Annotated in this window: 15 protein-coding genes; 9 read left to right on the top strand and 6 right to left on the bottom strand. The window is 71.8% G+C overall.

From position 1 onward, the window contains the following. Window positions 1-6: 6 nt before the first annotated feature. Window positions 7-129, bottom strand: a complete 123-nt coding sequence (ykgO, locus tag DEJ05_RS13590; RefSeq protein WP_017888460.1) for a type B 50S ribosomal protein L36 — start codon at window positions 127-129, stop codon at window positions 7-9. A gap of 45 nt (window positions 130-174) precedes the next feature. Between ykgO and DEJ05_RS13585 the strand changes: the two genes are divergently transcribed. Next, window positions 175-1,203, top strand: a complete 1,029-nt coding sequence (locus tag DEJ05_RS13585) for a GTP-binding protein (protein ID WP_111093281.1) — start codon at window positions 175-177, stop codon at window positions 1,201-1,203. A 158-nt stretch (window positions 1,204-1,361) separates the two neighbouring features. On the opposite strand, the gene DEJ05_RS13580 is transcribed toward DEJ05_RS13585, so the two are convergent. Next, window positions 1,362-2,894, bottom strand: a complete 1,533-nt coding sequence (locus DEJ05_RS13580; RefSeq protein ID WP_111110668.1) for an MFS transporter — start codon at window positions 2,892-2,894, stop codon at window positions 1,362-1,364. A gap of 191 nt (window positions 2,895-3,085) precedes the next feature. On the opposite strand from DEJ05_RS13580, the gene DEJ05_RS13575 reads away from it, so the two are divergent. Further along, window positions 3,086-3,610: a DinB family protein gene (locus DEJ05_RS13575; protein WP_111110667.1), complete on the top strand. Its 525-nt coding sequence runs from the start codon at window positions 3,086-3,088 to the stop codon at window positions 3,608-3,610. Between the two features lie 266 nt (window positions 3,611-3,876). Here DEJ05_RS13575 and DEJ05_RS13570 read toward each other — a convergent pair whose 3' ends face one another. Together DEJ05_RS13570 and DEJ05_RS13565 are read right to left on the bottom strand one after the other, a co-directional pair. Beyond that, window positions 3,877-4,854, bottom strand: a complete 978-nt coding sequence (locus DEJ05_RS13570; RefSeq protein WP_111110666.1) for a sugar-binding transcriptional regulator — start codon at window positions 4,852-4,854, stop codon at window positions 3,877-3,879. A 53-nt stretch (window positions 4,855-4,907) separates the two neighbouring features. Beyond that, window positions 4,908-5,765, bottom strand: coding sequence for a GolD/DthD family dehydrogenase (locus DEJ05_RS13565; protein WP_111110665.1), 858 nt, complete (start codon window positions 5,763-5,765; stop codon window positions 4,908-4,910). Between the two features lie 107 nt (window positions 5,766-5,872). On the opposite strand from DEJ05_RS13565, the gene DEJ05_RS13560 reads away from it, so the two are divergent. From DEJ05_RS13560 to DEJ05_RS13545, 4 genes are all read left to right on the top strand, one after another. Further along, window positions 5,873-7,033, top strand: coding sequence for a zinc-binding dehydrogenase (locus DEJ05_RS13560; RefSeq protein WP_111110664.1), 1,161 nt, complete (start codon window positions 5,873-5,875; stop codon window positions 7,031-7,033). A 29-nt stretch (window positions 7,034-7,062) separates the two neighbouring features. Next, entirely contained in the window at window positions 7,063-8,379 is a 1,317-nt protein-coding gene (locus DEJ05_RS13555) for an MFS transporter (RefSeq protein WP_220037029.1), read from the top strand. 72 nt (window positions 8,380-8,451) lie between these two features. After that, window positions 8,452-10,191 (top strand): dihydroxyacetone kinase family protein, encoded by a 1,740-nt coding sequence (locus tag DEJ05_RS13550; protein ID WP_111110663.1) that lies wholly within the window; start codon window positions 8,452-8,454, stop codon window positions 10,189-10,191. Further along, a complete protein-coding gene (locus tag DEJ05_RS13545; RefSeq protein ID WP_111110662.1) occupies window positions 10,188-10,670 on the top strand; it encodes a ribose-5-phosphate isomerase in 483 nt (160 codons plus the stop codon). Before DEJ05_RS13550 ends, DEJ05_RS13545 begins: the two co-directional genes overlap by 4 nt. A gap of 100 nt (window positions 10,671-10,770) precedes the next feature. Here the strand turns inward: DEJ05_RS13545 and DEJ05_RS13540 are convergent, their stop codons facing one another. Continuing rightward, window positions 10,771-12,252, bottom strand: a complete 1,482-nt coding sequence (locus DEJ05_RS13540; protein WP_111110661.1) for an FGGY-family carbohydrate kinase — start codon at window positions 12,250-12,252, stop codon at window positions 10,771-10,773. Between the two features lie 125 nt (window positions 12,253-12,377). Between DEJ05_RS13540 and DEJ05_RS13535 the strand changes: the two genes are divergently transcribed. Genes DEJ05_RS13535 through DEJ05_RS13525 form a run of 3 tightly spaced genes read left to right on the top strand, consistent with a single transcriptional unit; the run spans window position 12,378 to window position 15,275 of the window. Next, window positions 12,378-13,454, top strand: coding sequence for an outer membrane lipoprotein carrier protein LolA (locus tag DEJ05_RS13535; RefSeq protein ID WP_146245112.1), 1,077 nt, complete (start codon window positions 12,378-12,380; stop codon window positions 13,452-13,454). Next, entirely contained in the window at window positions 13,451-14,428 is a 978-nt protein-coding gene (locus tag DEJ05_RS13530; protein ID WP_111038195.1) for an ABC transporter ATP-binding protein, read from the top strand. Before DEJ05_RS13535 ends, DEJ05_RS13530 begins: the two co-directional genes overlap by 4 nt. Further along, window positions 14,415-15,275 (top strand): ABC transporter permease, encoded by an 861-nt coding sequence (locus DEJ05_RS13525; protein WP_111110659.1) that lies wholly within the window; start codon window positions 14,415-14,417, stop codon window positions 15,273-15,275. Before DEJ05_RS13530 ends, DEJ05_RS13525 begins: the two co-directional genes overlap by 14 nt. A gap of 60 nt (window positions 15,276-15,335) precedes the next feature. Here DEJ05_RS13525 and DEJ05_RS13520 read toward each other — a convergent pair whose 3' ends face one another. Next, entirely contained in the window at window positions 15,336-16,397 is a 1,062-nt protein-coding gene (locus DEJ05_RS13520) for an NADP-dependent oxidoreductase (RefSeq protein WP_051596869.1), read from the bottom strand. Between the last annotated feature and the right edge of the window lie 26 nt (window positions 16,398-16,423).

Below are 16,423 nucleotides of genomic sequence, written 5' to 3'. Positions count from 1 at the left end.
CTGACGTCAGCCCTGCCGGGTGTTCCAGCGGGGGTTCTTCTTGTTGATGACGTAGACGCGACCCCGGCGTCGGACCACCTGCGAGCCGGGGATCTTCTTCAGGGCCTTGAGGGAGTTGCGGACCTTCACGACGAGCCTCCTTGTTGATAACGGTTTTCAGTTACAGTAGCGGACATGCGTGCTGCTGCCATCACCCTCGTCACCGCCCTGCACCAGGTCGACGCCGACCGCGTCGCCGCCCGGATCTCGGACGGACACCGGATGCACGTCGCCGGGAGTGCCTTCGCCACTGCCCGCGCCGTGGCCGACCGGGCCGACCAGCTCGACCGGGTCTGCGGACCCGACGCGGGCCACGGGCTCGTCGTCACCCTGCACCCGGGAGCCGATGCCCGAGCGGTCGGCATGCTGCTCGCCAACGCGGCACGGTCCGAGACCGGCGACGACCGGGTGCTGCGGCACGTCGTCGGGGTGCTGCGGGCCGACGACGTCGCGCACCTGCTGTGGTCGGACGTCGACGACGCGTTCGTGGCCGCGGACCGGATGGCCGCACTCGTCGAGTACGCGACGGTGATCGCCCTCGACCGCATCGAACCGCTGTCGGGCCGTCGGCGTCGGGCGCTCGTGTCACTGCTGCACCGGATGGCACCCCAGGCCGTGATCGTCGCCCTGCCCGCGATCCGGAGCGCCGCCGACCTGCCGGCCTCGAACGGTGGAGCCGCGCGGGTGCTCGCCACCGGCGCCGGCTGGATGCGGGCGCTGTCGAGCGGTGCGGACACCGGGCGCGAGGCCCGCGACGCCCTGGTCTCGATGCGCTACCGGGAGCCGCTGCCCTTCCACCCCGGACGACTGTCTTCCGTCATCGCCGAGGACCTGTCCGCCGGCGTGAACGGCCGCGTGCTGCGGTCGCGGGGGTTCTTCCGCCTGGCGTCCCGGCCGGACCACGTCGGCTCGTGGTCGAGTTTCGGGTCGATGCTCGCGCTCGACCCCACCGCGAACCCGTCATGGGACGCCGACGCCCCGATCGGGCAGGCGCTGTGGTTCGTCGGCGAGCAGCTCGACGTCCGGGCGATCGAGCGGGCGCTCGACGGCGCGCTGCTCACGCCGTCGGAGCTGCTCGCCGGGCCGGACGTGTGGCGCGGCTGGCCGGACCCGTTCCCGGTGTGGCCTGCGGTGGACCCGGCGTCGGAGCACCGGCACGAGTGACGGTGCCGCGTGCGGGAGGCTGCGCACTCGTCTTGCGACAGAACGCGCGTCGATCGTCGCGTGGATCGTCGCAGTGTGCGCACGCACGGACGGGAGGCGTGGTGCGGGTCGGACCCGCACCGCGCCTCCCGTCCGTGGTCACGTCGAGAACCGCAGCGTCACCGCACCGGCGACGCCTCCCGCGCTGCAGCCTCACGCGCAGCGGCAGCCGCCGCGTCCTGCGCCGCGAACGGCAGGTCACCGAGGTCCAGGTGCGGGTTCGTGTCCTGCGTGAGCACGAGCTCCTTCGCCTCGTCCTCGGTCTCCACGGCCGGCATCGACCCGGGCAGCGGGCGCTGCGAGGACTCCTTCATGCAGAAGACACCGATCGCTCCGACGACGCTCATCGCCATCAGGAAGTACGCCGGCGCGAGCTCGTCACCCGTCGCGGTGAGCAGCGCCTGCACGATCAGGGGCGTGGTCCCGCCGAACACCGCGATCGCGATGTTGTAGGCGAAGCCCATACCGCCGTACCGCGTCGACGTCGGGAACAGCGCCGGCAGCGACGCAGCCTGGTTCGACACCCAGAGCGCGGTCATCAGCGCGAGCAGCCCGAGGCCGGCGAGCGTCGACCACTGCGCCCCGTGCCCGATGAGCATGAAGGCCGGCACGACGAGCACGACCGTGGTGGCGGCACCGATCCACATCACGACGCGGCGGCCGAGGCGGTCGGAGAGCTTGCCGGTCAGCGGGAGCATCACCGCGAGCAGCAGGAGCACCGGGATCGTGAGCAGCGTGCCGTCGATGGCGGAGTACCCGAGCGAGTCGGTCAGGTACGTCGGCATGTACGAGGTCAGGGCGTAGCCCACGGTGTTCGACGCGGCGACGAGCATGATCGCGATGACGATCGGGCGCCAGTGCTGACGGACCATCGCGACGACGTTGGCCGGACGCTCACCGTCGAAGGACGCACGGGACTCGGTCGCGGCCTCCTGTGCGGCCTGGGTCGCCTGGAACACCGGCGACTCCTCGATCCGCAGACGGAAGTAGATGGCCACGACGCCGATCACACCGGCGGCGAGGAACGGGAACCGCCAGCCGTAGGCGGTCATCGCTTCTTCGCCGAGGGTGAGCTGCAGCACCGACACCACCGTGGCACCGAGCGCGAAGCCCAGGTAGCTGCCGAAGTCCAGGATGCTCGCGAAGAACCCGCGACGGCGGTCCGGGGCGTACTCGGTGACGAAGGTCGTCGCCCCGGCGTACTCACCACCGGTGGAGAAGCCCTGCGCGAGCTTCAGCACGACGAGCAGGATCGGGCCGAACACGCCGATCGTCGTGTACGCGGGGAGCGCCCCGATCAGGAACGTCGACGCCGCCATCATGATCAGCGTCGTCGCGAGCACCTTCTGCCGGCCGATCTTGTCGCCGAGGCGTCCGAACACGATGCCACCCAGGGGCCGTGCGATGTAGGTCGCCGCGAACACCCCGAGGCTGAACAGGATCTGCACCGAGGGTTCGGCCGTCGGCAGGAAGACCTTCCCCATCGTCACGGCCAGGTAGCCGTACACACCGACGTCGTACCACTCCATGGTGTTGCCGACGACCATGCCGCTGACGGCTCGTCGCATCATGCTCTTGTCGACCACGGTGACGTCGCTCTCGCGCAGCCGTCGATGTGGTCGGGCGTTGGTACTGCTGGGGTCGGAACCCATGCCTTGCTCCTCGAGAAGATCGGTGGGCCGTCGGGAACCGGCCCAGAACAGCGAGCGACGTTACCGAGCAACCGAAATGTCATTGGCCGGTGATTCCCAGGGAACGGCGTGTCACCCGAACGGGGGTCGCCGCCGATCCGCACCAGTCCGGCGAACCCGGAAGCTGAGTAACGAGGCCGTAACATCGGCCCATGGCGATCGAACCCGAGACGAAGAACTGGACGTGGGTCATCGAGTCCGCGTGTCCCGAGTGCGGCTACGACGGCAGCGCGGTGACCGTCCGCGACGTGCCGGGCATCATCGACGAGAACACCGCCGGGTGGCCAGCGGTGCTCGACCGCGACGACGTCCGTGACCGCCCCGACGACCACACCTGGTCACCGCTCGAGTACGGCGCCCACGTGCGGGACGTGCACCGGAAGATGGCGGAGCGCCTCGAGCTGATGCTCACCGAGGACGCCCCGACGTTCCCGAACTGGGACCAGGACGCCACCGCCGTCGAGGACCGTTACGGCGAGCAGGACCCCGCGGTCGTCGCTCGGGAACTGCGGGAGTCGGCGGACCGCGCGGCCCGGGCCTTCGCCGCCGTCCCCGACGAGGTGCTCGGGCGCACCGGGCTCCGGTCCGACGGCAGCGCCTTCACCGTCGCGACGCTCGCCACCTACTCCGCGCACGACCCGGTGCACCACCTGTGGGACGTGCGGCGCACGCGCTAGACGTGGGGACCACCGGCCTGGAGGCGCGGTGCGGCCCCGCCCCGCGCCTCCAGGCCGCCGACGGTCGCCTCCGGATCCGGGCGTACCTGCCGAAACCGGGCGTACCTGCCGGACTCAGGCGTCCCTACCGGAATCGGGCGTACCTACCGGAACCGGGCGTACCGACCGAAACCGGGCGTACCTGCCACGAAGAATCGACCAGGTATGCCCGAAAGCACCATCCGTCGCACGCGTGATGGGAAGGATCGGGCGCCGAGCCGGAGCGCTCAGGCGAGTGCGTCGAGCACGGCGCGCGCCGTCGCGGCGTCGGTCACCAGCTCGTTGACCAGCCCGCCCCGCACCGCAGCGACGATGCTCGTGACCTTGGCGCTGCCCACGGCGACCCCGACGGCGTGCGGCACGGTCGACAGGATCTCGCGCGAGGTTCGCACCATCCGGTCACTGCCGGGGAACTCGATCGGCGAGCCGTCCGCGGCATAGAAGTTCAGGCAGACGTCGCCGGCCGCCCGGTCGAACGCGGCGTCCTCGACCGGGATGCCCCGGGCCAGTGCGTCCCGCGTGTGGGTCGGTGCACCGATGCCGAGGATCGCGCCCTTCGCCCGGCTCCACAGCCCGACGACGTGCTGGAACGCCGGGTCCTCGTCGAGGGTGGACCGCATCACCGGTGACGGCAGCGCCTGGGCGAACAGGAACGCCGGGATCGCGCCGGAGTGCTCCGCGGCCGTCCGGGTGATCTCGTTCGTCTGGAACCACGGCATCGGGTCGGCCTGCCCGCCCACCGTCGGCACGAGCTGCACCCCGGGCATGGTCGGCATGCCGGACCGTGCGACGTCGTACACCGTGCGCCCCGACGACATCAGGACGGCGTCGCCGGGGACGAGTCCCATGCCCTCGACCGCGGCGGCCAGCGGTGCGGCGAGGTCGGCGCCGAGCGTGGCGGCGTGGGTGACCGCGGCGAGGTGCACGGCTCGGAGCCCGAGCACGACCTGCAGCCGTTCGGCGAGCGCCACGGTCTCGTCCTGGAACGGGTCGACGACCTCGATGCGGACGAGTCCGGCCTTGCGGGCCTCGGCGACGAGCCGCGAGACGGTCGGGCGCGAGACGCCGAGGCGCGAGGCGATCTCGACCTGCGTGGCGTCCTCGAGGTAGTACATCCGCGCCGCCTGGTAGACGGTGTCCAGCGGGAACCGGGTCCGCGACGCGTCGGCGGCGGGGCCGGGGCCAGCGGTGCTCTCGGACGACATGGAGCAGGACCCTTCGACTCGATCGGACACTGCGATCGTAGTCCGAGCAGGGCTCAGCGGATCGTGAACCCGCCGTCCACCCGGAGGTCCGCACCGTTCACCATGGCGCTCGACTCCCCCGCCAGGAACAGCACGGCCGCGGCGATCTCGTCGGGGGTCGCGAAGCGGCCGGTGGGGATCTCGTCCTGGTGCCGGATGCCGTTCTCGTTCGCCCAGGCGGCACGGCCGAGGTCGGTGAGGACGACGGTCGGCGACACGGTGTTCACGGTGACGCCGCGTCCGCCCCACTCGAGCGCGAGCACCGTCGTCAGGCCGATGACGCCGGCCTTCGACGCGCAGTAGGCGGCGTGCCCGTCGATGCCGACGTGGGCCGCCTGCGACGCGATGTTCACGATCCGCCCGTACCCGGCGTCGAGCATGTGCCGGCCGACGGCCTGCGCCACGCGGAACGTGCCGGTCAGGTTGACGTCGATGGTCGCCGCCCAGGTGTCGGCTGCCAGGTCTTCCGCCGGGGCGAGCGCGGCGATGCCGGCGCAGTTCACCAGCACGTCGACGCCGCCGAAGTGCCGGACGACGTCCGCCACGGTGCGGTTCACGGAGTCGGCATCGGTCACGTCGCAGGCGAACCCGGCGTGGAGGCCCGTGGCCGTGCCCGCCCCGTCGGCGGCGGCGTCCGGCCCGGCCGTCGCGGGCAGCGCGGACGTGGGCAGGTCGGCCGCGGCCGACGTGGCGCCGTCAGCACGGACGTCGACGACGGCGACACGGGCACCCCGTGCAGCCAGGGCCCGGGCGATGGCGTTGCCGATGCCCGACGCCCCGCCGGTCACCACCGCCGTACGGCCGCTGAAGTCGTTGGTCAGGTCGATCGTGTCGGGGCCCGGTCGGAGGGCCGCGGCGAAGTCCGTCGTCATGTTCGCTCCCTTGCGTTCGGTGCCGAACCTACCAGAAATTGTGTTCTGGACAAACGTTCTGGAAGGTGTACAGTCATCGCCGAAGCCACCCAACGGAGGAACAGCTCATGTCGACGACGACCGAGAACGCGGCCACGACCGCCCCCACCACGATCCCCACGACGATGCGCGCCGTCGTCGTCCACGGCCCCGGTGACTACCGGCTCGAGGAGCGTCCCGTCCCGACGCCCGGCCCCGGGGAACTCCTGCTCCGCACCGACGCCGTCGGCATCTGCGCGAGCGACCTGAAGTGCTACCACGGTGCCGCGAAGTTCTGGGGCGACGAGAGCCGAGCGGCCTGGGCGGAGCGCGACCGCATCCCCGGACACGAGTTCGTCGGCACGATCGTCGCCGGTGACGACGCCGCCCTGGCCAAGCGCGGCGTCGACCTGGGCGACCGGATCGCCTGCGAGCAGATCGTGCCGTGCTGGGAGTGCCGCTACTGCCTCGAGGGCGCGTACTGGATGTGCAACGTGCACGACATGTTCGGCTTCAAGGGCTACGACGGCGCGATGGCCGAGTACGTGCTCGTGCCGGCGAAGGCGCTGACCCACCCGGTGTCGAAGGCGCTGCCCGGCCAGGTCGCCGCGTTCTCCGAGCCGTTGTCCTGCGCCTTCCACGCAGTCGAGCGCGGGGACATCAAGTTCGGCGACACCGTGGTGATCGCCGGCGCCGGCCCCATCGGCCTCTCCGCCATCGCCGGTGCGCGGCAGAAGAACCCGCTCCGGATCATCGCGCTCGACGTGGTCGAGGCGAAGCTCGAGCTGGCTCGCAAGGTCGGCGCCGACCTCACGATCAACATCGCCCAGGAGGACGCGGTCGCCCGGGTCAAGGAGCTCACCGACGGCTACGGCGCCGACGTCTACATCGAGGCCACCGGGCACCCGTCAGCGGTGCCGCAGGGACTGAACCTGCTCCGCAAGCTCGGGACCTTCGTCGAGTACTCGGTGTTCAAGGACGACGTGTCCGTGGACTGGTCGATCATCTCGGACGACAAGGAACTCGACGTCCGCGGCGCCCACCTCGGCCCGCACACCTGGCCGGCGGCGATCAAGCTGCTCGAGGCCGAGACCCTGCCGATGTCGGAGATCTGCACGCACCAGTTCCCGCTCGAGCAGTTCCAGGAGGCCCTCGACCTGGTCGGCGACTCCGCCGGTGCCAGCGTCAAGGTGTCGATCATCCCGTCCCTGACCGCCCCCACCACGGCCACACAGGCCGCTCAGGCCTGACCGACTCCGCCAGCAGGGAGAGAACGAGCATGTCAGCGACGACAGCCCGCGCCACCGGCGCCCGCACGACCGCGCCCCGCACCGAGGGCCGCCTGGACCGGATGGGCATCCCCCGTCCGCTCGCCCTCGGGTTCGTCGCCGTCCTGGTCTTCATGACCGGGAACGGCGTCGAGTCGAACTTCATCACGCCGCACATGGTGGCGGTCCTCGGCAGCCCCGAGGCCACCGTGGCGACGATCGTCACGTTCTACAGCCTGGCCGCACTGATCGGCAGCTACGTCTCGGGGGCTCTGTCCGACCTGGTCGGCCCGCGCCGCGTGATGATCCTCGGCTTCGCCGTCTGGGTCGTGTTCGAGGTCCTGTTCCTGCTGGCACTCGGCGCCGGCAGTGTCCCGTTCGCCGCCGTCACCTACGCGTTGCGCGGGTTCGGCTACCCGCTGTTCGCCTTCGCGTTCCTGGTCTGGGTGAACATCACCACCCCGGTCGAACGGAACGGCTCGGCGGTCGGCTGGTTCTACGTCGCCTTCACGGGCGGCCTGCCGACCCTCGGCTCGCTGCTCGCGATCGGTGCCATCCCGGTGTTCGGCGCCGGAACGGTCGGTGAGACCGGCGCGATGGTCGCCTCGATCGGTCTCGTCGTGATCGGGTTCCTCATCATGCTGTTCGGCGTCCGGCTGCCGAACGGGTTCACGCGCATCGCCCCCGCCGGCGAGAGCGCCTGGCAGGTGCTGACGAGCGGCATCCGCCTGACGGTCACGCGACCGAAGATCCTGATGGGCTTCCTCGTCCGCCTGATCAACACCGCGCCGGAGTTCGGCATGTTCGTCGTGCTCCCCGCGGTCATCGCGAACGAGCGCGGCTGGGGCCAGAGCCGCTGGCTGCTCATGACCGTCTGCGTCTACGCGACGAACATCCTGGTCAACGCCCTGTTCGGCTGGGTGGGCGACAAGATCGGCTGGCAGCGCACCGTCAAGTGGTTCGGCATCGTCGGCTCCGCCCTCGGGCTCATCGCCTGGTGGTACGTGCCACAGCTCGTCCCCGCCGGTTCGGACTGGGGCTACGTGCTCTCCGTCGTCGCCGGCTGCGTGTTCGGCTGTCTGCTCGCCGGGTTCGTGCCGATGGGCGCGATCATGCCGGCGCTCGCCCCCGAGCACAAGGGCGCCGCGATGGCGATGTACACCACGGCCGCCGGCGGTGCCGCGTTCCTCGGCACCGGCGTCGTCGCCGCGGTCTTCGCCCTGGGCGGCGGCGGCCAGGCCGCCACGTGGACGTTCGTCGGCCTGTACGCCTGCGCGTTCGTGATGATCCACTTCCTCAAGGTCCCGCAGGGCGACCGAGGACACTGAGTTCCGGGCGACGACGGCCGTCCCGTCGTCGCCCGGTGCACCACCCACCACCATCCCCGGAGGACCCGCACCATGACCACGATCCACGACGACCCGGACGAGTTCGCCGAAGACCAGCTGAGCGGCTGGCTCGCGCTCTACGCCGACCGGGTCCGCGGCGTCCACGGCGGCGTCGTCACCCTGCCCACCGAGGGAGCCGCACCGCAGGTCGCCGTCGTCGTCGGGGGCGGCTCCGGCCACTACCCCGCGTTCTGCGGCGTCGTCGGCCCGGGCTTCGCCACCGGCGCCGTCGTCGGCAACGTCTTCACCTCGCCGTCGACCGCGCAGGTCTACTCGGTCGCCAAGGCCGCCGACCAGGGCCGCGGTGTCGTGCTGTCGTTCGGCAACTACGCCGGTGACACCATGAACTTCGGGCTCGCGGCCGAGCGGCTGCGTGCCGAGGGCATCGACACCCGCATCGTCGTGGTCACCGACGACGTCGCCAGTGCCGACGACGAGACGAAGCGCCGCGGCATCGCCGGTGACTTCTCCGTCTTCAAGGCGATGGGCGCCGCCGCTGCCGAGGGAGCCGACCTCGACGAGGTCGAACGGATCGGCCGTGCGTCGAACGCCGCGACCCGCACCATCGGCGTCGCGTTCTCCGGCTGCACCATGCCCGGTGCGACCGAACCGCTGTTCACCGTCCCCGACGGCCACCTCGGCCTGGGGCTCGGCATCCACGGCGAGCCGGGCATCCAGGACGTCCCGCTGCTCCGGGCGACGGACCTGGCGTCCCTGCTCGCTGAACGGCTGCTCACCGACCGCCCCGCAGCCGCCGGCTCCCGGGTCGCCCCGATCCTCAACGGGCTCGGTGACACCAAGTACGAGGAACTCTTCCTGCTCTGGGGCCGGGTGCTGCCGCTGCTGCAGGACGCGGGGCTCCAGGTCGTCGAACCCGAGGTCGGCGAACTCGTCACGAGCCTCGACATGGGCGGCTGCTCGCTGACGCTGCAGTGGCTCGACGACGAACTCGAACGCCTCTGGCGCGCCGACGCCTACACGCCCGCGTACCGCAAGGTGGCGGCGCCGGTCGCGGCGCTCGTGCCGGCCGACGCAGTGGACGCCGCCGAGGACGAGGCGACGGTCGTGCCGGAGGCGACCGATGCCTCCCGGCATGCCGCGCAGACCGTGCGAGCCGCCGTCGAGGCGATGGACGCGCTCCTGCGCGAGCACGAGGAGACGCTCGGCCGCATCGACGCGGTCGCCGGGGACGGCGACCACGGCCGCGGCATGGTCAAGGGGATCGGTGCGGCGCGCAAGACGGTCGACGGGCTCGGCCCGGAGGCCGGGGTCGCCTTCGTCCTCGGACGCGCCGGTGACGCGTGGGCCGCGTTCGCGGGCGGCACCTCCGGTGTCCTGTGGGGCGCCGCACTCGAGGCGTTCGGCCGCTCCCTCGGCGACGACCGCGAGTCGTACCAGGCCGCCGACGTCGTCGACGCGGCGCAGGCCTTCGCCGACTCGATCGTCCACCTGGGCGGGGCGTCCCGCGGGGACAAGACACTGCTCGACGCGCTGCTGCCGTTCGTGGACGAACTGCGCGGGGCCGTCGACACCGGCGCACCGCTCGTGGCAGCGTGGGAGACCGCGGCGCGGGTCGCGGTCGAGCAGGCCGAGGCCACCGCCGACCTCACGCCGAAGGTCGGACGGGCCAGGCCGCTGGCCGAGAAGAGCCTGGGGACACCCGACGCGGGTGCCACCTCGATGGGGATGATCCTCACGCGGATCGGCGAGGTCCTCGCCGCCCGTGCTGACAAGGAAGGAACACACGCATGACGTACCGTCTCGTGATCGGGTCCGACGACGCCGGGTTCGACTACAAGGAGATCATCAAGGCCGACCTGCTCGCCGACGACCGGGTGTCGGACGTCACCGACGTCGGCGTCGACGCGGACGGCCACACCGCCTACCCGCACGTCGCCGTGGACGCCGCGCGCCTGGTGGCGAACGGCGAAGCCGACCGGGCGATCCTGATCTGCGGCACCGGCCTCGGTGTGGCGATCAGCGCCAACAAGGTGCCGGGCGTCCGCGCCGTGACCGCGCACGACTCCTACAGCGTGGAGCGGTCGATCCTGTCGAACGACGCCCAGGTGCTCTGCATGGGGCAGCGTGTCGTCGGCATCGAGCTCGCCCGCCGTCTGGCGAAGGAGTGGCTCGGCTACGAGTTCGACCGTTCCAGTGCCAGCGCCGAGAAGGTGCAGGCGATCTGCGAGTACGACGGCAGCGCACCGGCCGGGGTCGACGCCCAGGCGTAGGCAGGGTTCCGCACGACACCGGTGTTCGCGCGCTGAACACGCCCGTTCGGGTGTTCGGCACGCGAACACCGGTGTCTTGCGAGCCATCCCGCGCCGCCGATCAGCCGCGCGCGGCTAAGCGGTGCACGACGGCCTTCGTCGCCTCGTACAGCTCGCGGTAGTCCCGGTAGCCGGCCTCGTACGCCGCGGTCGCCGCAGGGTCAGGCTCGATCACCGTCGCCGGCGGGTTCCACGCACCGATGTCCACGGTGTCGCCCGGCCCCGCGACGAGCTCGGCAGCCAGGTACGCCGAGCCGAAGCACGCACCGATCGTCACGCTCGGCACCGTCTGCCGCAGCCCGGTGACGTCCGACACGATCGTGGGCCACAGCCGTCCGAGCAGCCCGCCGCCGGCCCCGACGAGTTCGCAGACCTCGACCCCGGCGTCGCGCAGCGCCTCGAGGTGGTGCCGTACCGCGTACGCCGTCGCCTCGAGCGTCGCCCGGTAGATGTCCCCGCGCGTGTGCCGGACCGTCAGTCCCGCGAGCACTCCGCGGGCGTCGGGGTCGGCGATCGGCGTCCGCTCCCCCGCGAAGTACGGCAGCATCAGCAGCCCGTTCGCCCCGATGCCGGAGCACCGCGCTTCCTCGAGCATGGTCGACCACTCGCCGTCGACCAGCCGTCGCAGCCAGTCCGTGATCGCCCCGGAGGTCGCCATCCCCCCGGACACGCTCGGCTGGCCCGGGTGCGTGCCGACGGTCGTCCACATCCCCGGCACCGCCGTGGGTTCGGCCGTCGGCACGATCATGAACATCGTGGTGCCGTACTGCAGGAACATCCGGCCCGGCACGGACTCACCGACGCTCACGCCCTCCGCCCAGGCGTCGATGGTCCCGGCCGTCACGGGGATGCCGGCCGGGAGGCCCGTGGCAGCGGCCGCCTCGGGCGTCACGACGCCCGCCTGGTCGCCCGACCACAGCAGGCGCGGCATCTCGAGACCGGGTGCCAGCCGGTCGCACCACTCCGGGATCCACCGGTTCGCGTGCACGTCGTAGAGGGGTGTCGTCTGACTGGCCGAGTGGTGGTCGAGGACGTACTCGCCCGTCAACCGCTCGACCACGCGGGACGACGGCATCGTGAACCGGGCGGCCCGCGCCCAGACGTCGGCTTCGTGCCGGGCGAGCCAGGCGAGCTTCACGCCGGCGGCCTGGGTGCTCAGGGCGGACCCGCAGCGGGCCCGGATCGCGCCCTCGCCGCCGAGCTCGGCCGTGACGTCGTCGAGCAGCTCCGCCGTGCGGGTGTCGATGCCGTACAGGATCGCCGGACCGAGCGGCGCACCGTCGACGTCGGTCAGCAGCGCGCACGGTCCGATGCCGCTCACGCCGACCGCCTGCACCTCGACGTCGGGCACGCGGTCGAGCAGGGAGCGGGTGAGGGTGGTGAACTCCTCCCACCAGACGTCGGAGTCCATCTCGACCAGGCCCTGCTCGGGGCGGTCGACCTCGTGGCGACGGCTCACCTCGGCGAGCACGGTGCCGTCGAACCGGGCCAGCAACGCCTTCGTGCTCGACGTCCCGATGTCCAGACCGAGCACCGCTCGCATGCCGCCTCCTTCGCCGCCACACGACCGCCGCCGGTCGCGCCACGAGTCTACGAGCGACGCCCAGCTGCCTGTCGGGGGCCGGACGTACGGTACCGACGACTCCAATGCTCCACGAGGGGAACCCGATGAAGAAGTCAGCCTGGCTGCCAGCCGTCATCGCACCGGTCGTCGTCGCCGGCGCCGTTGCCGCCCCGATGATCGCGAACGCCGCGAACGACCCGATCGCGGGGACGAACCCCAGCGCGGCGGCCGTCATCGCCAGCATCGCGAAGTCGTCGGACGCCCAGTACTCGGGCAAGCTCTCGCAGACGAGCGCACTCGGGCTCCCCGAACTGCCCACCGGGTCCGGCGGCTCCTCGCTCGAGGGCGACGCCTCCGACGTGCTCGGGCTGCTCACCGCGTCGCACACCGCCCGTGTCTACGTCGACGGCCCCGACAAGCAGCGCGTCCAGCTGACGCAGCAGCTCGCCGAGCAGGACGTCGTCCGCAACGGCTCGGACGTCTGGACCTGGGACTCGAAGGAGCGCACGGCCATGCACGTGACCCTGCCGAGCGACACCGCGATGGACCCGCAGGGCGGCACGACGACCCCGGCCGACATCGCGAAGCAGGCCATCGACGCGATCACCCCGACCACCACCGTGTCGAAGCCGACCGAGGTCAGCGTCGCCGGACACGATGCCTGGCAGATCACCCTGACGCCGAAGTCGTCCGACACCCTCGTCGGAGCCGTCCGGCTGGCCGTCGACCAGCAGACCGGACTCCCGCTCCGCGCGAGCGTCCAGGCCGCCGGCGCGGACGACCCCGCGGTGCAGGTCGGGTTCACGAGCCTCGACTACGGCGCCCCGGCGGCCCGGCTCTTCGACTTCACCCCGCCGTCGAACGCCAAGGTCACCGAGAAGGACCTGTCCGACGCCGGATCCCACGCGAAGGGCGAGCACGGCGACCACCGTGGCACCCCGAGCGGTGACGAGCCGACCGTCACGGGCACGGGCTGGAGCACCATCGCCGAGCTCCCCGCCGGCACGGTCGACCGGTCCGGGCTCGAGGGCGAGGCCTCCGGCCTGCTCGACCAGCTGACGAAGCCCGTCGACGGCGGCCGTGCCGTGCAGACGTCGCTCGTCTCGGTCTACCTGACCGACGACGGCCGCGTGCTCGCGGGTGCCGTGCCGGTCGCCTCCCTGGTCGACGCCGCGAAGTGAGCGCGGACGACCACCAGGTGAGCACGGCCGGGCCGGCACCCGACCTGGCGATCCGCACCACGGGCCTCCAGAAGGTGTTCCGCAAGCAGCGTGCGGTCGACGGGATCGACCTGGCGGTGCCGCGCGGCGCGGTGTTCGGGTTCCTCGGGCCGAACGGTTCCGGCAAGACCACCACGATCCGGATGCTGCTCGGGCTCTCGAGCGCGAGCGGCGGCACCATCGAGCTGCTCGGCGAACCGATGCCGAAGGCGCTGCACGACGTCCTGCCCCGCGTCGGTGCACTCGTCGAGGGGCCGGCCTTCTACCCGTACCTGTCCGGCCGGGCGAACCTGCAGCGCTTCGACGCCGCCGACCCCACGTCGGACCCGCGCACCCGCAAGGCCCGCGTGGCCGGTGCCCTCGACCGCGTCGGGCTGACCCACGCGGCCGACAAGAAGGCGCACGCGTACTCCCTCGGCATGAAGCAGCGACTCGGTCTCGCGAACGCCCTGCTGTCCCCGCGCGACCTGCTGGTGCTCGACGAGCCGACGAACGGCCTCGACCCGCAGGGCACCCGCGAGGTCCGCAACCTCATCCGCTCCCTGGCCGACGACGGCACCACGGTGTTCGTGTCGAGCCACCTGCTGGCCGAGATCGAACAGGTCTGCACGCACGCAGCGGTCATGCGGACGGGCAAGATCGTCGCGCAGGGGCCCCTCGACGAGCTGCGCGCAGCCGGGGCCCGCACCGTGACCGTGCGGACGCCCGACGTCGGGCAGGCCGGTGCCGTCCTCACCCGACTCGGGCTCACCCCGCGGCACGACGGCGGGGCCGACGTGCTGGTGGCCGACCTGCCGAACGCGCTGCTGCCCGAGACGATCACCGCGGAGCTCGTGCGCGCCGACGTCCGGGTGCGCGGTCTGACGGTGGGCGGCGGCACCCTCGAGGACCTGTTCGTCGCACTCACCGGAGAGGGATTCGATGTCGCAGCCTGACGCGGCCGTGCGCGACCTGCCCGTCCGCCGCCGGCAGCGCCCGTTCGCACTGCTCGGTTCCGAACTCGCGCTGGTGTTCCGGCGTCGCCGCACCTGGGCGATGCTCGGGGCGCTCGCGCTCGTGCCGATCCTGATCGCGGTCGCCGTGAAGCTCACGACCGACGGCGACGACGGCGGGCCGGCGTTCCTCGGCGACATCACCAACAACGGCCTGTTCGTCGCGTTCACCGCACTGACCGTGTCGATCCCGCTGTTCCTGCCGCTGACCGTCGGCGTGGTCGCCGGGGACACCGTCGCAGGCGAGGCCAGCCACGGCACGATCCGCTACCTGCTCGTCGCACCGACGGGCCGCGTGCGGTTCATCCTCGTGAAGTTCGCCGGTGCCGTCGCGTTCTGCCTGGCCGCGACGCTGCTGGTGGTGCTGGTCGGTGCGGCGATCGGCGCTCTGCTGTTCCCGATCGGCCCCGTCACGCTGCTGTCCGGCACCCAGGTCGGCGGCTGGTCGTACGCCGGCCGCGCCCTGCTGCTCGCGCTGTACGTCGCGATGTCGATGCTCGGGCTCGTGGCGATCGGCATGTTCACGTCGACGCTGACGAACGTGCCGGTCGGCGCGATGGCCGCGACGGTCGTGCTCGCCGGGGCGTCGCAGGTGCTCGACCAGCTCCCCCAGCTCGACTGGCTGCACCCGTTCCTGTTCTCGCACCAGTGGCTCGGGTTCGGCGACCTGCTGCGCGACCCGATCTCGTTCGACTCGTTCGGGTCGAACGCGGTGCTGCAGCTCGGGTACGTCGTGGTGTTCGGGGCGCTGGCGTACAGCCGGTTCGCCTCCAAGGACATCCTGAGCTGACGCGGCAGGGGCCCGGCACGACGGTGTCGGGCCCCTGCGACGGGCAGCTCGCTCCGCTGTTCAGCTCGCCGGCGAGGCCGATCCGCCGGCCATCGTCTCCGTGTCGGTCCCCCGCGCATCGGCGTACCGGTCGCGGAGGTCACGGGCCTTCTCGGAGCGGTACCAGTCGAGCCGCGCCCCGGTCTCCACCGTCTGCATCCCGATCACGACCTTGCCGCGGGACTTCATCTCGGCCAGGTCCTCGTACGCCTCGACGATGTACTCGAACGGGTAGAAGCCCGAGATCAGCACCTGCACGCGACGGTCCTGCACGGCCTTCGCCAGCAGGGTGAGCAGCTCGCGCGTCTCCTCGTCCTCGGCGGGTGCACGGAGGAACCGGACCTCGATGTCCCGGCGCTCCTCCGACGACACGAAGCGCTCCTGGCCGACGCCGAGCCGTTCGGCCAGCAGCTCGGCGTTGCTCTCGCCGTGGTTGTCGATGAACGCGGTGATCGGCCGACCGTCGGCGATGTCGCGGATGCGGTCTTCCTCACCCTCACCGTAGGCGACGGGCAGCGTGCCGATCTGCCGCAGGTAATCGTGGTTGCGGGGGCTGCCGAGGGCGATCACGGTCGCGCCGGCGTCGTGCGCCAGCTGGCACTCGATGTGTCCGACGCCACCGGCTGCGGCCGAGATCACGACGGTGTCCTGCGGTCCGAGCCGGAGCGACCGGACGACCGACACCGCGGTGCAGCCCGCCAGGTACAGGCCGCCGGCGACCTCCCACCCGACGTGCTCCGGCTTCTTGATGACGGCGCCGCGCGGCACCGCGATCCACGTGGCGTGGGCGCCGCCGGTCGGCGCGTGCCCCATCACCTCGTCGCCGATGCGGAGGTCCTTCACGCCGTCGCCCCGCGCGCGCACGATGCCGGCGAAGTCGACGCCCTGGTGGGCGGGGAACTCGAGGTCGACGTGGTCGCGGAGCTTCCCCTCGCGCAGGAACCGCTCGATGTGGTTCAGGCCCGCGGCAACGATCTCGACGACGATCTCGCCCGGTCCGGCCTCGGGCTTCTGCTGGGGGACGAGCTCGACGACGTCGAAGTCGCCGTACCGGTCGTACTGCACTGCACTGCCGACTCGCATGGGTGCTCCTTCGCTCCAGGTGTGCG

Source organism: Curtobacterium sp. MCLR17_045 (assembly GCF_003234405.1).
Taxonomy (GTDB): domain Bacteria; phylum Actinomycetota; class Actinomycetes; order Actinomycetales; family Microbacteriaceae; genus Curtobacterium; species Curtobacterium flaccumfaciens.
The sequence above is the reverse complement of the archived record's forward strand: the minus strand, read 5'-3'. Positions and strand labels throughout refer to the sequence as shown.